Here is a 17070-nt window from a genome sequence, read left to right on the forward strand (position 1 = left end):
TATGTTTAAAAATCAAAAAAATAACAATTGCGCTTTTACCTTAAAATACTTTCTATTAAAAGTACCAAATATTGTCTTAATTCTTCAGGATCGCCTAAATCTAAAATATTCTTTTCATCACCGTAAATACTTACTACAACGTGATTTATGACAGTGCCCAAAATCCCTGAAAAAAGCTGAAGATACTTGAAATTTAAAATTCTACTGTCTTCTATTTTTGTTATATCTTTAATGATATTCTCAACTATCCTTTGCACTTCATCATTAAAATATATTTTTTTAATGATCACCGGATTGTAGCTTTTATCATCATGTGTCAGTTTTACAATGATAGAAATCAATGCAGGATATTTGTACATGTACTCTATTAAATTTAGTGCCCACTTAAAAAGCCTATTTTGAGGCGTCAAAGTTGTATCCAATAAAATATCATAACCTGATTTTAAAAGTTTCTCTGCGTAGTAGTTTTCTACTTCTTTTAGCAGGTTGTTTTTATTGCCAAAGTAGTAATTTATGGACGCGACATTGACACCAGCTTTTTCAGTGATCTCTCTGATTGTCGCCTCTCCTTTCATGCCAACTATGTCAATCGTCGCATTAAGTATCTTTTCTTTTGTCTCCAATTGTTCACCATTCATCAGTATTCACTCTTTCTCTAAAATCTAAAAATATAGTATCATAATGTAAAACTGTGTTCAATAATTTATATAGTTCCAAAAATTCTTCAAAATAAAGTAAAAGTTGTAAATCCATTTTTTTAATATGGACTTACAACTTTTTTGTGTGACGGTTAGTCCTGTTCGCCATATACACTATTTGTCACCGTATCATCAGAACCATAGACATCTTGCGATACAGTGTCACTTGTCTGTCCATAAACACTTTGCGACACTGTACTGCCTTCTTGGCTTCCATCTTCCATATCGACGTCGCCTGTTTTATCGTCATAATTTATATTTACTCCAAGTGTTTCTGCTATAAATCTTATTGGCACAAAAGTCCTATTGCTTATTTCCATTGCCGGCATACTTAAAGTCGCTTCAGTACCATTGACGTACGTTTTTGAGCTGTTTAAGTCAAATACAATTGTCGTACCACCTTTTGTGATAGTAACAGTATTTGTTGCAGCATCCCAATTTACATTTGCACCTAAGCTTTCAACAACAGCTCTGACTGGAATAAGCATCGTGCCGCTTTTGATTACAGGAGGAACATCAAACTTGATTTCTCTACCTTTGGCTCTGACTTTTCCACGATACAATGTGTAAGTTGCCTCATTGGTTTTGCCAAAAGATACTTCTTCTCTACTTTCACTTTTTACAGTTATTGCACTTTCCTGTCTTAAAGCATTTCTATGATCTTCCCTCGGCTTTGCTGCAACAAGCGATATGGAACTTGCCACAATTGCCACAGAAAGTGCAATAGCCATCGTCTTTTTCACACTATCACCTCCTCAATCTATATATCGGATAAAAGGAATTTTTCTTAAACCGCAAAAAAATCATCCACTATATCGTATTGCTATCGACATAGTGGATTGAACATAAATAAATGCTATTTTAATTTCTTCATCTCACCAGAATCTATCTTAATCGCCTCACCGTCCACTTCAATCCATACAGGTATTGCTGATGGATTATATACAATGCTGCCATCAGCGCTAAACTTTAAGCTTTTTAGCGCATTTATATAATTCACAATCTCAATATTTGTAGCATACCAAACATCTTCGTCAAAGGCCGCCATCTTGCAAAATTCTTCTATCAACTCCCAATTGCCATTTCTCTCAAATTCAAAACTGTGTCCCCAAACGTAGAATAAAGGCATCTGCTCCCACTTTGGAACATTTTTAAAATCCTTAAGTTTTTCTATTACATCTTGGTCATGATGACACGTTGGATGCCACTCTAAAAAATCACTTGGTATTCTAAAGCTTTTTGTAGAATTAACAGTCCTTGAATACTCAATCCCAAATGATTTAAGCTTTTTTGCCACTTTATGGTTGTAATCTCCAAATGGATATGCCATACCTCGCACTTGATATCCTACCAATGTCTCAAGGTTCTTTCTATCTTCCATTATTTGATACACCAATTCTTCTTTTGGTATTAAAGTAAGGTATGGATGGTCTACTGTATGGACGGCAACTTCATGCCCATCGTACAATTCTTTTATCTCGTCCTTTGATACATAAGGTTCAGCGTCAAACATACCTGAATTAAGATTGAATGTGCCTTTTATGCCGTATTTATTGAAGATATCAACCAGCCTTCTGTCGTAAACCTGTCCATCATCATAACTCATAGTCAAGGCTTTCTTCTTGCCGTCAGGATAATAACTGAAGCGTATTCTCACTTTCATTATCTCCTTTTAAAAATTTTTCTACTAATATGATCACTATTATAATTTTACCCCTTTACAGCTCCTACCACAAGGCTCTTTTGTACTTGCTCGCTTAATAATACGTATATCAATATGGTTGGGATCGTAGCGATTACAAGACCAGCACCGATAGGCCCCCATTCCGTCTGATATTGTCCAGATAGGGACATTATGCCGACTGTCAATGTCTTTATGGCATCGCTGTTTATAAAAGTATTCGCAAACATAAGCTCATTCCACGTTGACAAATAGGTAAAAATCGCTATTGTCGCCAATGCAGGCCTTATAAGCGGCAGTATGATGTAATAAAACGACTTGTATATGCTGCATCCATCTAAAAAAGCAGATTCTTCAAGTTCTTTTGGTATCGTATAAAGAAATCCAGTCAAAATGAATATGCCCATCGGTATAGCAAATGCCACATAAGGTATCACCAATGATGCATAAGTATTAAGCAAGTTCAAGTCTTTCAATATTATAAAAAGTGGAAGCAGTGTAGCATGTATCGGCACCATCATACCCATCAAAAATATGGTTAAAACCAATTTGCTGTACTTCCATTTCATCCTTACAATGGCATAAGCACTTGTTGAAACTAAAATACTTGATATTACTATGGTCAAAATAGTGACGATAGAGCTATTTATAAAGTACCTTCCTACATTGCCGCTGGACAATGCTTCAGAATAGTTTGACCACTGCCATATTCGTGGAAAACCTAAAATATTGCCACCAAAAATCTCAGTATTGTTTTTAACAGAAAACAAAAACAACCAAAACAATGGATATAGCTGTATTATAGCCCAAATCACCAACATAGCTTCCAATAGGTAAAAACCAATTTTTCTTCCGCCGCTTTTATTTTTCTTGTTTGCTATATTCTCCATTTTTACACCACCTTTAATATGCTTCATCTTTTCCAAATAGTTTTTGTATGATAACTGTTCCAATCAGTGATTCCAATATGATAAATATAGCCATAGCACTGCCATAACCATACTGATATCTGAAGAATATCATATTGTACATAAGTGTCGATGGCACTTCACTGGCATGAAGTGGTCCGCCGTTTGTAAGAACGTATATTAAATCAAAAGCTTTAAAAGAACCAATTACTGCAAATATGACGCAGACTTTTAATATCGGCTTCATAAGAGGTATTGTTATTCTGAAAGCTATCTGCGATTCTGTCGCACCATCAATTTTAGCAGCTTCGTATATGTCAGTAGGTATGGATTTTGCTGATGCATACATTAAAAGCATGTGATAGCCAATGTACTGCCACAGTATGGGCACAAAAACTGCTCCCAGAGCCGTCTTAGTATTTCCCAGCCATTGATTCGTAAGTGATTGCAGCCCTATCTTAGTCAAGATAAAATTCAAAAGGCCGTAATTGGGATTGTATATTTTCATCCAAAGTTGTCCTATGACGACAGTAGACAAAATGACAGGTATGAAGTAAACAGTCCTGTAAAACTTCTCGCCTTTGATGCCTCTTGAGAGAATAAGAGCCAGCAAAAGAGAAATAGGTAGCTGAATAAAAACAGATAGCAAAGCTAAGATAAATGAATTTTTTACTGAAATAATAAATCCGTCTGTATTGTTTATAAATAGGTTCTTATAATTTTGAAGCCCAATAAATACACCTTTGCTGAATCCATCCCATTTTAGCAAGCTGTAGTAGAAAGAAAAAAATATGGGAAGCAATACGATGACTAAAAAGACTAAAAAAGCTGGAAACACAAAGAGGAATATAGCCTTCTTATCGCTTAAGATTTTTTCCATAGGAAACCTCCTAACAAAAATAGTAAAGCAAATAGTATTATAGCTAAATAATTTCCTGCTAATTATGGAATAATTAGCAGGAAATTGAAGATATCATTATTTGCCGTTTATCTTCTGTTGCATTTGTTTTGCATAGTCCTGAGGTGTGATCTGTTTTGCAAACAATTGTGCTACTAAATCTTTGTGAATCTGTGCAGCATCGCCACTAAGATAAATATCCCATGCAGGAACACTACCTTTAGCGTTTGCAACGATATTATTCATAATCTGTATTTCTAATGGGTCAACTTTTGACTGATCTACACTATCGTATTTCCACTCTGGCAAACCAGCAGCTATCAAATATTCCATGTCTGATAACTGTTTTGCAAGATATTTTGCAGCTTTAACAGCTTCATCCTTATGCTTTGAATTTGCACTGACCATTAATGCTCCAACTGATCCTCCAATATACTCTGTAGGATCGCCTTTGCCACCTTCTATTGTCGGGAATCTCACCGCTTCAATCTTACCTTTTACAAGAGATGATGGATCTGAATCAAATGCTGCTGCATCAAAATTTCCTCCAAAGTACATAGCAGCTTTGCCTTGGTTGAATTCTGCTGTCGCTTCATCCCTTGTAAGCCCCATGACACCTTGGTCAAATGCACCAGCGTTTACCATCTCTTGAAGCTTCTCTGCAGCATCTATAAATGCTTGGTTGTCAAACGATGTTTTGCCATTTAAAGCATCTCTCGTAAGCTGCACGCCACCTTCGCGAAGCGCTATCATATCGTAGTACCACATTCCAGGCCATTCATCTTTCTCGCCTAAAGCAAATGGAGTTATACCTTTAGACTTAAATGTCTTTATAGCATCGATAAGTTCGCTAAAAGTTGTTGGAACCTTTACATTGTATTTGTCAAAAAGCTCTTTGTTTATATAAAGTACACTCGCTTGTTGATCAAATGGAATGCCATATATTTTTCCATCATACGTAACATTGTCAAAAGCACCTGATAACAATTGATCTTTTGTACCATCATTTAAATAACTGTCTAACTGAAGAATTTTGCCTGATTCTACAAAAGGTTGTGAAAATCCTCCAGCCCACGTCTCGAATATATCTGGCGCTTCATTTGCTGCTATTGCTGTCTTTATCTTCGTTTTGTATGCATCATTTTCTGTCACGCTTTCCACAATCTGCACATTTGGATTTTCCTTATTCCATTGATCGATGATCTCTTTAACCTTTGTCTTTGCAGGTTCACCGGTATATAGATTCCAAAACGTAAGCGTTATCTTTTCGGATGAACCAGACGGCTTCGATGAATTAGAGGCATTGGAACTACTTGAATTGTTTGAGTTAGTTCCACAAGCTGATGCCGAAATAATCAGAATCATCGATAGCAAAACTAACATGAGTTTTTTTAATCTTTTCATTGCCACGCATCCTTTCTAAATTTGTTATTGTAATGTTTACATCTTACACTTATATGATAAAGCATCATTAAACTTTATTGAATACAAATTTTTTACCACAATCTTTAATTTATTTACCTATTCATCATTTATACAAAAATTTAAAATGCCGCAAAGCAGTCAAAAACTTTGCGGCAAGCTGAACTTACTTCCCATTGATTTTTTCTTGCATTTGTTTTGCATAATCCTGTGGAGTAATCTGTTTTGCAAATAATTGTGCTACCAAATCTTTATGTGTCTGTGCTTGATCTCCTTCAAGGTACAGATCCCATGCAAGAACACTGTCTTTTGAATTAGCTACTATATTATTCATTATCTGTATCTCTAAAGGATCAACTTTTGACTGATCTACACTGTCGTACTTCCATGTGGGTAAAGCAGCTCCAACTTTGTAAAACTCAAGAGACATATTTTGAGCCAGATATTTTGCAGCTTTTACTGCCTCGTCTTTATATTTAGTATTGGCATTTACAAGTAAAACATCACTGCCACCGCCAATGTATTCAGTCGGATCTCCTTTACCTCCCTCGATGGTAGGAAATCTTACAGCTTCTACTTTGCCCTTGACTAATGAAGAATCTACTTCAAAAGAAGCTGCATCAAAATTTCCTCCAAAATACATAGCAGCTTTGCCTTGGTTGAATTCTGCTGTCGCTTCATCTCTTGTAAGCCCCATGACGCCTTGGTCAAACGCACCAGCATTAACCATCTCTTGAAGCTTCTCAGCAGCATCCACAAATGCCTGATCCTCAAAAGAAGCCTTTCCATTTAACGCATCTCTACAAAGCTGTGCGCCAGCCTCTCGGAGAGCTATCATATCGTAGTACCACATTCCAGGCCATTCATCTTTTTCTCCTAAAGCAAATGGTGTAATTCCTTTTGACTTAAATGTCTTTATGGCATCGATTAATTCGCTAAAAGTTGTCGGTATCTTTACATTGTACTTGTCAAAAAGCTCTTTGTTTACATAGAGTACGCTGGCTTGCTGTGCAAATGTCAAGCCGTAAACCTTTCCATTGTACGTAATATTATTGAGCGCTCCAGGCAACATCTTATCTTTTGTTCCATCATTTAAATAATCATCCAAAGCCAATATCTTTCCTGCATCAACAAATGGCTTTGAAAATCCTCCACCCCATGCGTATATAATATCAGGAGCTTCATTTGCCGCTATTGCAGTCTTTATCTTTGTCTTATACGCATCATTCTCTGTAATGCTTTGCTCTATCTGCACATTTGGATTTTCCTGATTCCATTTGTCTACTATATTTTTAACTATGGTCTTTTGCGGATCGTTAGTGAAGATATTCCAGAATGTAAGCGTTATCTTTTGTGGCGTACCAGATGAATTTGAAGACTTAGAAGCATTAGAATTACTGGAACCGCTTGAACCTGTACCACATGCCGATGCACTAACTATCAACATAATTGATAGCATGATCAACATGATCTTTTTAAACAACTTCATGTCTCCACATCCTTTCTATTATTTTGATTAAATTGTTTACAATAATATGATAAAATACCATATAATTATAATGAATATAATTTTTTTACTACAATCTTAAATATTTTTACTTGTTAATGTAAAAAAAAAACATAGTCAAATGCGACAAAAAAACGCCTTAATATTATGTTAGTCTTATAAGTATGATTTATTGACTTATTCAAAGTGTGAGAGTAAATTTTATTTATAAACAATTACATATGTTGGAGGGATTATAATGAATGCGGATGCTGCAGATAAATTAAAACACCGCAAAGGAATCGCCAAAATAAAGTTAGTTAAGAAAGATGGTTCACCTATAAAAGATGCAGAAGTCGCTGTATCTCAGGTGAAGCATAAATTTTTATTTGGTTGTGGAGCATTTGATTCTCTTCCTCTTGCCAATGGTGAATTGAAAGAAAATGATAAAGAAAAAATTGAAGACCGTTTTGAGAAATTTTTTGACTTATTTAACTATGCTACGATTCCATTTTATTGGGGCAGGTTCGAGCCTGAAAAAGGAAAGCCAGACACAAATAGACTCAAAAAGGCTTCAGAATGGCTTGTATCAAAAGGTTGCCTTGTAAAAGGCCATCCACTTTGCTGGCATACTGTAACAGCACCTTGGCTCTTAGATATGAGCAATGAAGACATATTAAAGGCTCAGCTATCCCGCATAAAACGTGAAGCAAGTGATTTTAAAGGATTAGTGAATATATGGGATGTAATAAATGAAGTTGTCATAATGCCTATTTTTAATAAGTACGACAATGGAATAACCAGGATATGCAAAGAATTAGGACGTATTCGCCTCGTAAAAGAAGTTTTTAATGAAGCTAAAAAAGCTAATCCTGAAGCAGTTCTCCTTATAAATGACTTTAATACATCAATTTCATATGAAATACTCATAGAAGGATGCCTTGAAGCTGGAATCCCTATTGATGCCATAGGGATCCAATCACACATGCATCAAGGATATTGGGGAGTTGAAAAAACTTTAGAAGTACTCGAAAGATTTTCGCATTTCAATATTCCATTGCATTTTACAGAAAACACATTATTATCAGGGCATTTGATGCCACCTGAAATAGAAGACCTAAATGACTACCAGATAAGTGATTGGCCTTCAACACCTGATGGGGAAGAACGACAAGCAACGGAAGTCGTAAAACATTATAAGACTCTCTTTTCACATCCAATGGTAGAATCAATCACATGGTGGAATTTCTGCGATGAAAATGCATGGCTTGGTGCGCCTGCAGGCCTTCTTAGAGAGGACAATTCATGCAAGCCATCATATTACGAATTAAAAAAGCTTATTAAAGACGAATGGTGGACACATCAAACACGTCTTGTCACAAGCAATACAGGTGAATTCGAATTTACAGGCTTTTTAGGAGAATATGAATTAATCATTAATGATAGAAAATTTCATTTCAATTTAGATAAAAACGACATATCAATAGAAATAACAGTCTAAATTATCACAAAGTAAAAAGGCAGAGGGAAGATTATTCCTCTCTGCCTTTTTACTTAAAGATTATTTGTTTTTTCTAATAAGCCGTATATGATAGCTGCTGCTTCTGCTCTTGTGGCATTTCCTTTAGGTGCAAATACGTTATTTGGCTCACCATTTACTATTCCTAATTTCGCTGCATTTGCCACTACATTTCTTGCCCAATCGCTTATGGATTTGTCGTCGCTAAATGTTGTCGCACCTATATTCTCTTCTTTGTACTGTGTCAGCATCTCGTATGCCCTCATGGCTATTGCTGTCATCTCTTCTCTTGTTATGCTGTCATTTGGCCTTGCGTTCTTTCCGTCACCTTCGATTATCCCTGCTTTGTATGCTGCTTCTATCGCGTTTGCATACCAGTCTCCACTTTTTACATCGCTAAATTCTCCACTGTATGCTTCTTCTTTTATGTTTAGAAGCCTCAGTATCATTGCTGTAAATTCTGCTCTCGTCACTGTCTTGTTTGGTTCATACTGTGTATCTGTCATTCCTTCTACTATATGCCTTGATGCTAATACTTCTATTACGTCTTTCGCCCAATTGTCTTTTATGTCATTAAATGTCTTGTCATACTCAAATGCTGCATATTGTGAAAAGTGCGTTGCATTGAATGTTATTGTTCCAGATGATGCGTCTACTTTACCCCCTACGTACTCCCATTGATTTGTTGTTGGGTTGTAGTAGTAAACTGCTACTTTTCTTGGATCGTTAGCTTTTGATATATTTAATGTCACCTCTACTGGTTTTGCCAATGCTACATTCCCACTGCTACCGCTTATTGTTATATCTACTACATTAGAAAGCGTCACATAATTTGTCACATTAGGCTTTCCATTGTCTTTTATTGATACATTGACACCGTTTTGTATCTGGTTTTGATTAAGTGCATCTTTCGTGAGTGCTATCGATGCATTGTCTGATTTTATGACGATGTCTTTGCCGTTGGCAGCACTTGTGTCTAAAATGTCCTTAGAAATCTGCACAACTTTCTGTTGTCCTTCACCTATTGTTGTTATGTCAAATACGACTTTCTTGTCCTTTGAATTTACTATAAGGTCTTTAGCTTTTCCTGCATCAAGTATCAATGTAATAACGTTGCCGTTCTTTGTGATTACACCTATTGTACTGCTTGTATTACTGCTACTGCTTGTAGTTCCCGAATTACTTGTACTGCCCCAAGATGGCTTACCTGTAAGCATCAAGTTTCCAAATCCAGAAGTATCTTGCCATGAATTTCCGCTTGGATCACACCATGTGACAATACCTGTCCTCTTACCATTTTCATCTGCATCGTTAACTTGCAAGTCAAACCCTATGATAGTACCATTTAACGGAGTAATACTCGTCCAAGGAATAGCTTCTTCTACAATATATCCATTTTGTGTAAGACTTGTTGCCGACTTAAATCCATTTGAATTAGTGCTTCCTCCAAAACTTTGTTCATTATCATAGTTAACTCTAAACTGCCCATCATCATTTTCATAATAAGTTGTCTTATCATTATTCTGATCTACAAAAACTTCCACAGAATCCTGTTCATAAGGATTTACACTGGATTTATTTAAATTGTTATCTGTTACATCTGCCAATATATAAAGATATTTATCGTCCCACATCATTTTTGCTGTTGCAGTAGCACCATTTGAACCCAAGACCCATGTATTTGTCGAAATAGCTTCAGCATTATTCCAAACGCCATCTACTTTACCGTCAATAACAGGAGTGCCATATATAGCTGTTGCAATCTGTGCAGGTTTTGATAATACTAAATCTCCAAAATATGCCGTATTAGTATCTTGACTGTTTGTATAATCATTCCAAACTGTTATCGCATTTACATTGCCACTGCCTTGGTCATCATTTATTCTGATATCAAATCCAATTTTATCATTCAGCACAGGACTAATGTCTTCAATTGGAATAGCTATCTGTGCTACATAGCCATCAGCATTAGACATTACATACTTTGTAATATTTGAACTCCCTGTACCATCCCTCTTAACTATATAATGTTCATCGTCACTTTCATAGGTAGTAGATTTGTTGTCATTCTTATCCACAAAAATCTCGATGCCATCATTATTAGATGGAGTATTGTCTGAAATTTGTACTAACAAATATAAGTTTTTAGTATCCCACATAGATTTAACAGCAGCAGTTGCTCCAATAGTTCCTTTCACATAAGTATTAGCATACAATGGTTTTACAAGTTTCCAAGAACTATCAACATTTGCACCAATCGTCGGTGATCCTTCTAAAGCTTTTGCAGATTGAATGTCAGGTATGGCTTTGCCTGGATCTACAATTGCCCAGTATGCTGGCTTTGCCTGTAACTTTGAATCAAAAAGTAGCGGAGCATTTGGCTTACTAAGCCAACTTACATCATCTGAAACTCCCCAAAAAACTACAGCAGTTATATATTGTTTTTCTGCTTTAAACAAGTCAAATAATTGTTTATACAATCTCGCTTGCTTAAGCAATGCGTCGTTAGATACATCACCATTCATGTTCATATCTAATTCAGTTACCTGTATTTCCACACCTAATGATGCAAGTTTTTCTATAGAAGCTTTTATATTGTCTATATTTGAATTTATGCTTATGTGCATTTGCATGCCTATTCCGTTTATAGGCACACCTTCATTTTTTAACTTTTTCACTAAATCATACATTGCCTGTGTTTTAACGCCATTATTTTCGATGTTGTAATCATTAATAAACAATTTCATAGATGGATCTGCCTCATGCGCATATTCAAAGGCTTTTTCTATATAATCAGGTCCTATAATTTGTAACCACTTAGAATTTCTTAAATTGCCATTATCATCAAGAACCTCATTTACAACATCCCATCCGATTATTGGATTTTGAGAACCGTATTTTGTTTTAAAATGATCTAACACAGTTGTTATGTGCGTTCTTAATCTTTGAAGCAGCAGATCCCTTGAAGCTGGTTTAGACGGATCAGATGGGTCCTGGAAAAACCAATCCGGAACCTGATTATGCCAAAGCAATGTATGACCTCTCATCTTCATATTATGTGCTATTGCATAATCAACAATCTTATCAGCATTATCAAAGGTAAAGTTTCCCTCTGTAGGCTGCAAGCTTTCCGGTTTCATGGCATTTTCTGCAACAAGCATATTAAAATGTTTAGCAGTCAATTGAGCATGTGGATCAGCATCATTTAATCTACTCGGATCAACTGCAACACCGATGGGGAAATAATCTTTGAATACTGAATATAAATCCGGAATATCATTTTGTATTGTAATCTGATTATTTGAAATTTCACCTATTACAGAAAAATCATCAATGTAAAACTCTAAAGTAGGATTTTGAGATTCTACATAGATGCTGACACCGCTGTAATCTGCCACAGGTAAAGTAAAACTGCCTTTTATTTCTGTCCATTCGCCTTTATTTACATTTGCAAAATCATTAACTTGTATATAATTGTCTTTGTCAGAAGTCGCTTTAACAGTAGCCTTTATTTGTTCTGTATCATTGCCATTAACAAATTTCACCCAAAAATCAACATTGTATTGTTGACCTGGTACTATTTTGCCAGTCAAATCATAGCTAGGACCATTCCAATTAGCTGTTCTCCCTGTCGTCAATAAACTATAACCTCCGCTATGAGCCACTCCATACACTGCCTTAACAACAGATGAGCCTGTTCCAACCCATCCTGAAGTATTTCCATTTTCAAAAGTTCCATTGGTAATCACATTTCCTACTTGTATTGGATTTTGTGGTGTCACTACAACATCATCAATATAGTATTCCAGCGTTGGATCGGGTGATTCTACATACATGTATAATGTTTTTAATGTTCCAGTATAATCTAATGTATAAGTCCCGCTTACAGTAGTCCATGAATCTTCAGAAACTTGTTTTTGCCAAACTATTGTATCATAATGCTTGCCATTGTCATCTTCTCTAAACATAGTCACGGTAATAAAAGGATTAGATGAATTTTGTTCAGAAACAAGTCTAACTTTAAGCGATACATTATATGATTCACCTTTCTGCATTTTTCCTAAAAAGCTATATGCAGGTCCTTCATATGTCTGTGTTCTACCCGTAACTTTCATACTGTATTGCCCAATTGCTTGTTCAGTAGTTACTTCTAATGTAGGATTACCTTGCTTAATCCAGCCATCAATTGTGCCTGTCTCAAAGTCCCCATTAGAAACCAGATTTGTATTAGTGTCATCAGCAAATGCCCTTATGTGTTGTGAAAACAGTGATGTCCCAAAAATCATTATTAAAGCTGTAACGATAGATACAACTCTGTTTACAATACTCTTCATTCTTACTTCCTCCCTCAGTAAATTTAATTTATTGAAAAATTTATTTACTATCACCTCGCAATTAAAAAATTTTGTCTAATAAGTATTTTTAAATTTCCCCCCTTTCAGCATTTATAAAAAACCAAAGATGTACTAACCCTTAACACTGCCAATGGTTAAACCCTTTACAAAATACTTCTGCAAGAATGGATAAACCATCATAATAGGAACCACTGCCACTACCGTCATAGCAGCTCTTATGCTTTCCGGGGTAACTGAATTAGAATTATTTCTTAACCCCATATCAAAAGACGCTTGTTGTGTAAACTGTTGAGTCGACTGCAATACTTTTTGCAATTCATACTGTAATGTGCTTAAATTTGGATTCATGGAACAAAAAAGCATTGTATCAAACCACGAATTCCATTGTCCAACTGCAACAAAAAGCGTTATTGTCGCTAATACTGGAACACTAAGTGGAAATATGATAGAAAATATTATCCTCAGCTCACTAGCGCCATCTATTTTTGCCGATTCCACAAGACTGGCTGGCAAGCCATCAATATAACTCCTAACAACCATTATATTCCATGCGCTTACTATCCCTGGCAAGATGTAAACCAAGAAATTGTTCATAAGATGTAAATCTCTAATCAGCAAGTAATATGGAATTAAGCCACTTGTAAAATACATTGAGTAAGTAAATACTTTTGAAACTATACCTCTTAAAACAAAATCCCTTCTGCTTATGGCATATGCAACTATTATGCTGGCAATCACATTTAAAACAGAACCTATAACAGCTCTTAATGCTGAAATGATTGTAGCATTGTAAATCTCAGGATCGCTTAAAATTGAAACGTAATTAAAAGTCGTAAATTTTCTTGGAAATAGATAAATTCCACCCCTCACAGTATCTATAGCATCGTTAAATGAAACTGCCAACACATGTACAAACGGATACAGGGTGACTATTATTACAATCGTGAGAAGAATGTAATTAATCGTGTCAAATACAATATCTTCTGTGCTCAACCTTATTCTATTATTTTTAGCCACTTTATAACCCCCTGAAATCTTGTAAATTAGATTAAAATGCACTTTCACCACTAAGTGCTTTCGATATTCTATTTGCTAATGTAACCATTGCTAAAGAAACAACTGAGTTAAATATACCGGCTGCTGTCGCAAATGAAAATCTGCCCATTGGTATACCATAATTGTATACATACAATTCCAATGTCTGTGAATAGTCTATGACCATGGGATTTGACAATAGAAATACTTGTTCAAATCCAGCATTTAATATCCATCCTGCATTTAATATTAAAAGGATTTTTATGGTTGGCACTATTGATGGTAATGTTATGGAGAAAATTCTTCTTATCCTACCTGCTCCATCAATACTTGCCGCTTCATATAACTCACTGTCTATAGCAGTCATTGCCGCCAGATAAATAATTGAATTCCATCCAACTTCTTTCCACATGTCCGAAAGCGCCATTAAAGGCCAGAAAAGATGTGGAACTCCTATAAAGTTTATGGACTGCTTTATAATGTGAAATTTTAAAAGCAGTTGATTTATAACTCCATCCGGCGACAAGACATCGAGGACAATGCTTGCTGCAACAACCCATGAAACGAAATGTGGCAAATATGAAATAGTCTGTACTGTCTTTTTAAACTTCATATTTCTAACTTCATTTATCAAAACCGCCAATGTTATTGAAGAAAAAAATCCAATAAAATATTTTAAAATACTTATTCCTAACGTATTTCGTATTGACTGATAAAAAGTTGGATCTTCAAACAGCATTTTGAAGTTTTCAAGTCCAACCCAAGGCGATTTGTTTATTCCAATAGCCGGATTAAAATTTTTAAATGCTATTATCCATCCCCACAACGGAAGATAGCTAAATATAATAAGCAATACAAGAAACGGCAATACAATCAATACCAGTTCTTTTTGTTGAACTAATTTTTTTAAAAATTTCTTTCTTTTATCTCTTTTATCATTTATCATTTTCCCTTCTGATAAAACTTCTACTCTAGCATCTGTAACAGCCATGTTCAATCCTCCAAATAATATTTTAAGCGTAATGAAGTACGGAACTCGTACTTCATTACAGAAAGTTTTTAATTATATTAATTCATTATTTTGTACCCCAATGCTGTATTCTCCAATCAATTTGCTGTTGGATATATGGCACTTCAAGGTCGTAATGTGCTTTCTGCATTTCAGAAACGTATTCTTTCCATATGCTTTCAAATTGATCCGGTTTTGCAGGTATCATTTGTGCTACATACTTTCTTGTAAGATCAGATGCCTTTTGATTTGCAACCTTAATCTGCTGTTCACTATCTGGTATGCTTATATCGTATACAAAACCGTAAGGTGTCTCAATTGGTGGTGCCATCATTTGTGATAGATTAGTTATATTATATGCTTTTAATACTTCTTGTTCGTATGGCTTGTATGAACTTGCTATATATTCTGGAGTGTCTTGAGGTGATGCAAAATTGCCATCTGCAAGTTTTACACCGTCATTTGGATGTGGGAAATACCAATACTGTCCGATTCCTTCTTGTTTAGTATAATTGCTATCTTTATATTGAGTCAATTGTTCTGGTGTCATGTACATCTTTCCATCTTTTACTGAATAATCTTTACCTTCAATTCCCCAGTTTTCAAGCTTCAAAGCTTCATCACTGCACATGGCATCTAAAAATTTAAACGCAGCGACTGGATCTTTGCAGCTCTTTGTTATAACAATACCTGCACTATTGCCTGTCATATTCATACTATTATAGTCTTCTTTTGTAACACCATCGAAGGTTACAGGTAAAGCAAAAGGTACTCTGTCATAAAGTTTCTGTTGCTCGAGTGAATTAATTGCATTCTGTATGTCCCAACGTTGATCGTAAAATCCTAAAACCCTTCCTGATGAAATCAAAGATAGATATGAATCATAATTTCTGGTAAACATCTGCTTGTCGAGTATGCCTTTGTTCCATTCTTCGTTCAACTTCTTATAGTAATCATGTGCCCATTGGCTTATTGCAAATGGATGTGCTTTATTATTGTCATCAACCCATACATCGCCTGTATTAGCATTTCCAGCTAAGTAACTTGGAGCACCAGTTAAAGTGAATATCTTCCAACTATCAGTGAGAGCAGTAAATCCTATTACTGGCTGTCCATTATATGTCGGATGTTTTTTTACATAATCTTCAATTATGTTAAAATATTGATCAAGTGTTAATTTCTTAGGCCATCCAGCTTCTCTTAAAACCTCTAACGGTAGATAGAAACCAGAATATGGGTATAAGTATAATGTTTTTCTTGCTGGTGTCAAATAATAGATATGACCATCTTTCGGGTCTTTCATCTTGTTTAAATCTTCTTGAGAATACCATCTTTTTATGTTTGTACCGTATTTGTCAATCAAGTCATCAAGAGGTACCAGATCATTAGCCTCTCTAAAAAGTTCAAATGTGTTATTACTTGCCACAATTAAATCAGGCAAATCGCCACCACTTATCATAAGTGTCGCTTTTGATGTTTCATCTGTTCCAACAAGATAACTTACTTGTAAATTCACACCTGTCAATTCAGAAAGTTTTTTCCAGACAGGTGTTTTTGTATAGTCATATGGCGTAGCTGTTGATGTATCATAGAAAAGTGTGAATGTCTTCATTTGTTTAGTATTATTGTTAGATGTGTTTTTACTTGTATTATTGCTGGTTGTTTTCGTGTTGCTACAGCCTGTCAAAAGCACTGAGATAACCATTACAATTGACAGAATTAGAATAAATACTTTTTTCCCTTTCATCTTTTCCCCTCCCACAAGATATTAAAAAATTCAGAAAATATCAGAAATATTTTTTATAATATCACCACCTCCGTATAGTTCAAATATATTTTTATATATGAGTAGAGAATTATTTTTAAATAATCAAACAAGTGTTTAAATATTCGCAACATATCTACCCATATATACCATCATTTTGCACTTAACGTTTACTAAAGCATTATTTAATGATTTCTCTGCTGAATAAAAGAAATTTAAAAGAAATTAAATAAAACAAAAGAATATAAAGGAATAAAATTAAGTTATTGTTAATACTTGTTTTTATTTCTAACT

General features: G+C 35.1%; 12 protein-coding genes. 1 reads left to right on the top strand and 11 read right to left on the bottom strand.

Annotation, left to right across the window (positions count from 1 at the left end):
* Nucleotides 1-35: 35 nt before the first annotated feature.
* The 7 genes from GSH73_RS08960 to GSH73_RS08990 form a co-directional block, all read right to left on the bottom strand.
* Entirely contained in the window at nt 36-638 is a 603-nt protein-coding gene (locus GSH73_RS08960) for a TetR/AcrR family transcriptional regulator (RefSeq protein ID WP_014758345.1), read from the bottom strand.
* A 152-nt stretch (nt 639-790) separates the two neighbouring features.
* Nucleotides 791-1441: a copper amine oxidase N-terminal domain-containing protein gene (locus GSH73_RS08965; protein WP_014758344.1), complete on the bottom strand. Its 651-nt coding sequence runs from the start codon at nt 1439-1441 to the stop codon at nt 791-793.
* A 113-nt stretch (nt 1442-1554) separates the two neighbouring features.
* On the bottom strand, nt 1555-2355 hold the full coding sequence (locus GSH73_RS08970) for a polysaccharide deacetylase family protein (protein WP_014758343.1): 801 nt from the start codon (nt 2353-2355) through the stop codon (nt 1555-1557).
* 53 nt (nt 2356-2408) lie between these two features.
* Nucleotides 2409-3269 carry a carbohydrate ABC transporter permease gene (locus GSH73_RS08975; protein WP_014758342.1) on the bottom strand — a complete coding sequence of 287 codons (861 nt, stop codon included), beginning with the start codon at nt 3267-3269 and terminating at the stop codon, nt 2409-2411.
* Between the two features lie 13 nt (nt 3270-3282).
* Nucleotides 3283-4167 (bottom strand): carbohydrate ABC transporter permease, encoded by an 885-nt coding sequence (locus GSH73_RS08980; protein ID WP_014758341.1) that lies wholly within the window; start codon nt 4165-4167, stop codon nt 3283-3285.
* 96 nt (nt 4168-4263) lie between these two features.
* Nucleotides 4264-5589: a sugar ABC transporter substrate-binding protein gene (locus GSH73_RS08985; RefSeq protein ID WP_014758340.1), complete on the bottom strand. Its 1326-nt coding sequence runs from the start codon at nt 5587-5589 to the stop codon at nt 4264-4266.
* Nucleotides 5590-5773: 184 nt separating this feature from the next.
* Nucleotides 5774-7096, bottom strand: a complete 1323-nt coding sequence (locus GSH73_RS08990; RefSeq protein ID WP_014758339.1) for a sugar ABC transporter substrate-binding protein — start codon at nt 7094-7096, stop codon at nt 5774-5776.
* A gap of 256 nt (nt 7097-7352) precedes the next feature.
* Between GSH73_RS08990 and GSH73_RS08995 the strand changes: the two genes are divergently transcribed.
* The gene (locus GSH73_RS08995; protein WP_014758338.1) at nt 7353-8594 is read left to right on the top strand and encodes an endo-1,4-beta-xylanase; all 1242 of its coding nucleotides are present in this window, start codon (nt 7353-7355) and stop codon (nt 8592-8594) included.
* Nucleotides 8595-8647: 53 nt separating this feature from the next.
* Here the strand turns inward: GSH73_RS08995 and GSH73_RS09000 are convergent, their stop codons facing one another.
* From GSH73_RS09000 to GSH73_RS09015, 4 genes are all read right to left on the bottom strand, one after another.
* Nucleotides 8648-12946 (bottom strand): endo-1,4-beta-xylanase, encoded by a 4299-nt coding sequence (locus tag GSH73_RS09000; protein WP_014758337.1) that lies wholly within the window; start codon nt 12944-12946, stop codon nt 8648-8650.
* A 132-nt stretch (nt 12947-13078) separates the two neighbouring features.
* Nucleotides 13079-13984 carry a carbohydrate ABC transporter permease gene (locus GSH73_RS09005; protein WP_014758336.1) on the bottom strand — a complete coding sequence of 302 codons (906 nt, stop codon included), beginning with the start codon at nt 13982-13984 and terminating at the stop codon, nt 13079-13081.
* A 31-nt stretch (nt 13985-14015) separates the two neighbouring features.
* Nucleotides 14016-14993 carry an ABC transporter permease gene (locus GSH73_RS09010; protein WP_014758335.1) on the bottom strand — a complete coding sequence of 326 codons (978 nt, stop codon included), beginning with the start codon at nt 14991-14993 and terminating at the stop codon, nt 14016-14018.
* 85 nt (nt 14994-15078) lie between these two features.
* A complete protein-coding gene (locus GSH73_RS09015; protein WP_014758334.1) occupies nt 15079-16758 on the bottom strand; it encodes an ABC transporter substrate-binding protein in 1680 nt (559 codons plus the stop codon).
* Between the last annotated feature and the right edge of the window lie 312 nt (nt 16759-17070).

Origin of the sequence: Thermoanaerobacterium aotearoense (assembly GCF_009905255.1) — a bacterium.
Classification (GTDB): Bacteria; Bacillota; Thermoanaerobacteria; order Thermoanaerobacterales; family Thermoanaerobacteraceae; genus Thermoanaerobacterium; species Thermoanaerobacterium aotearoense.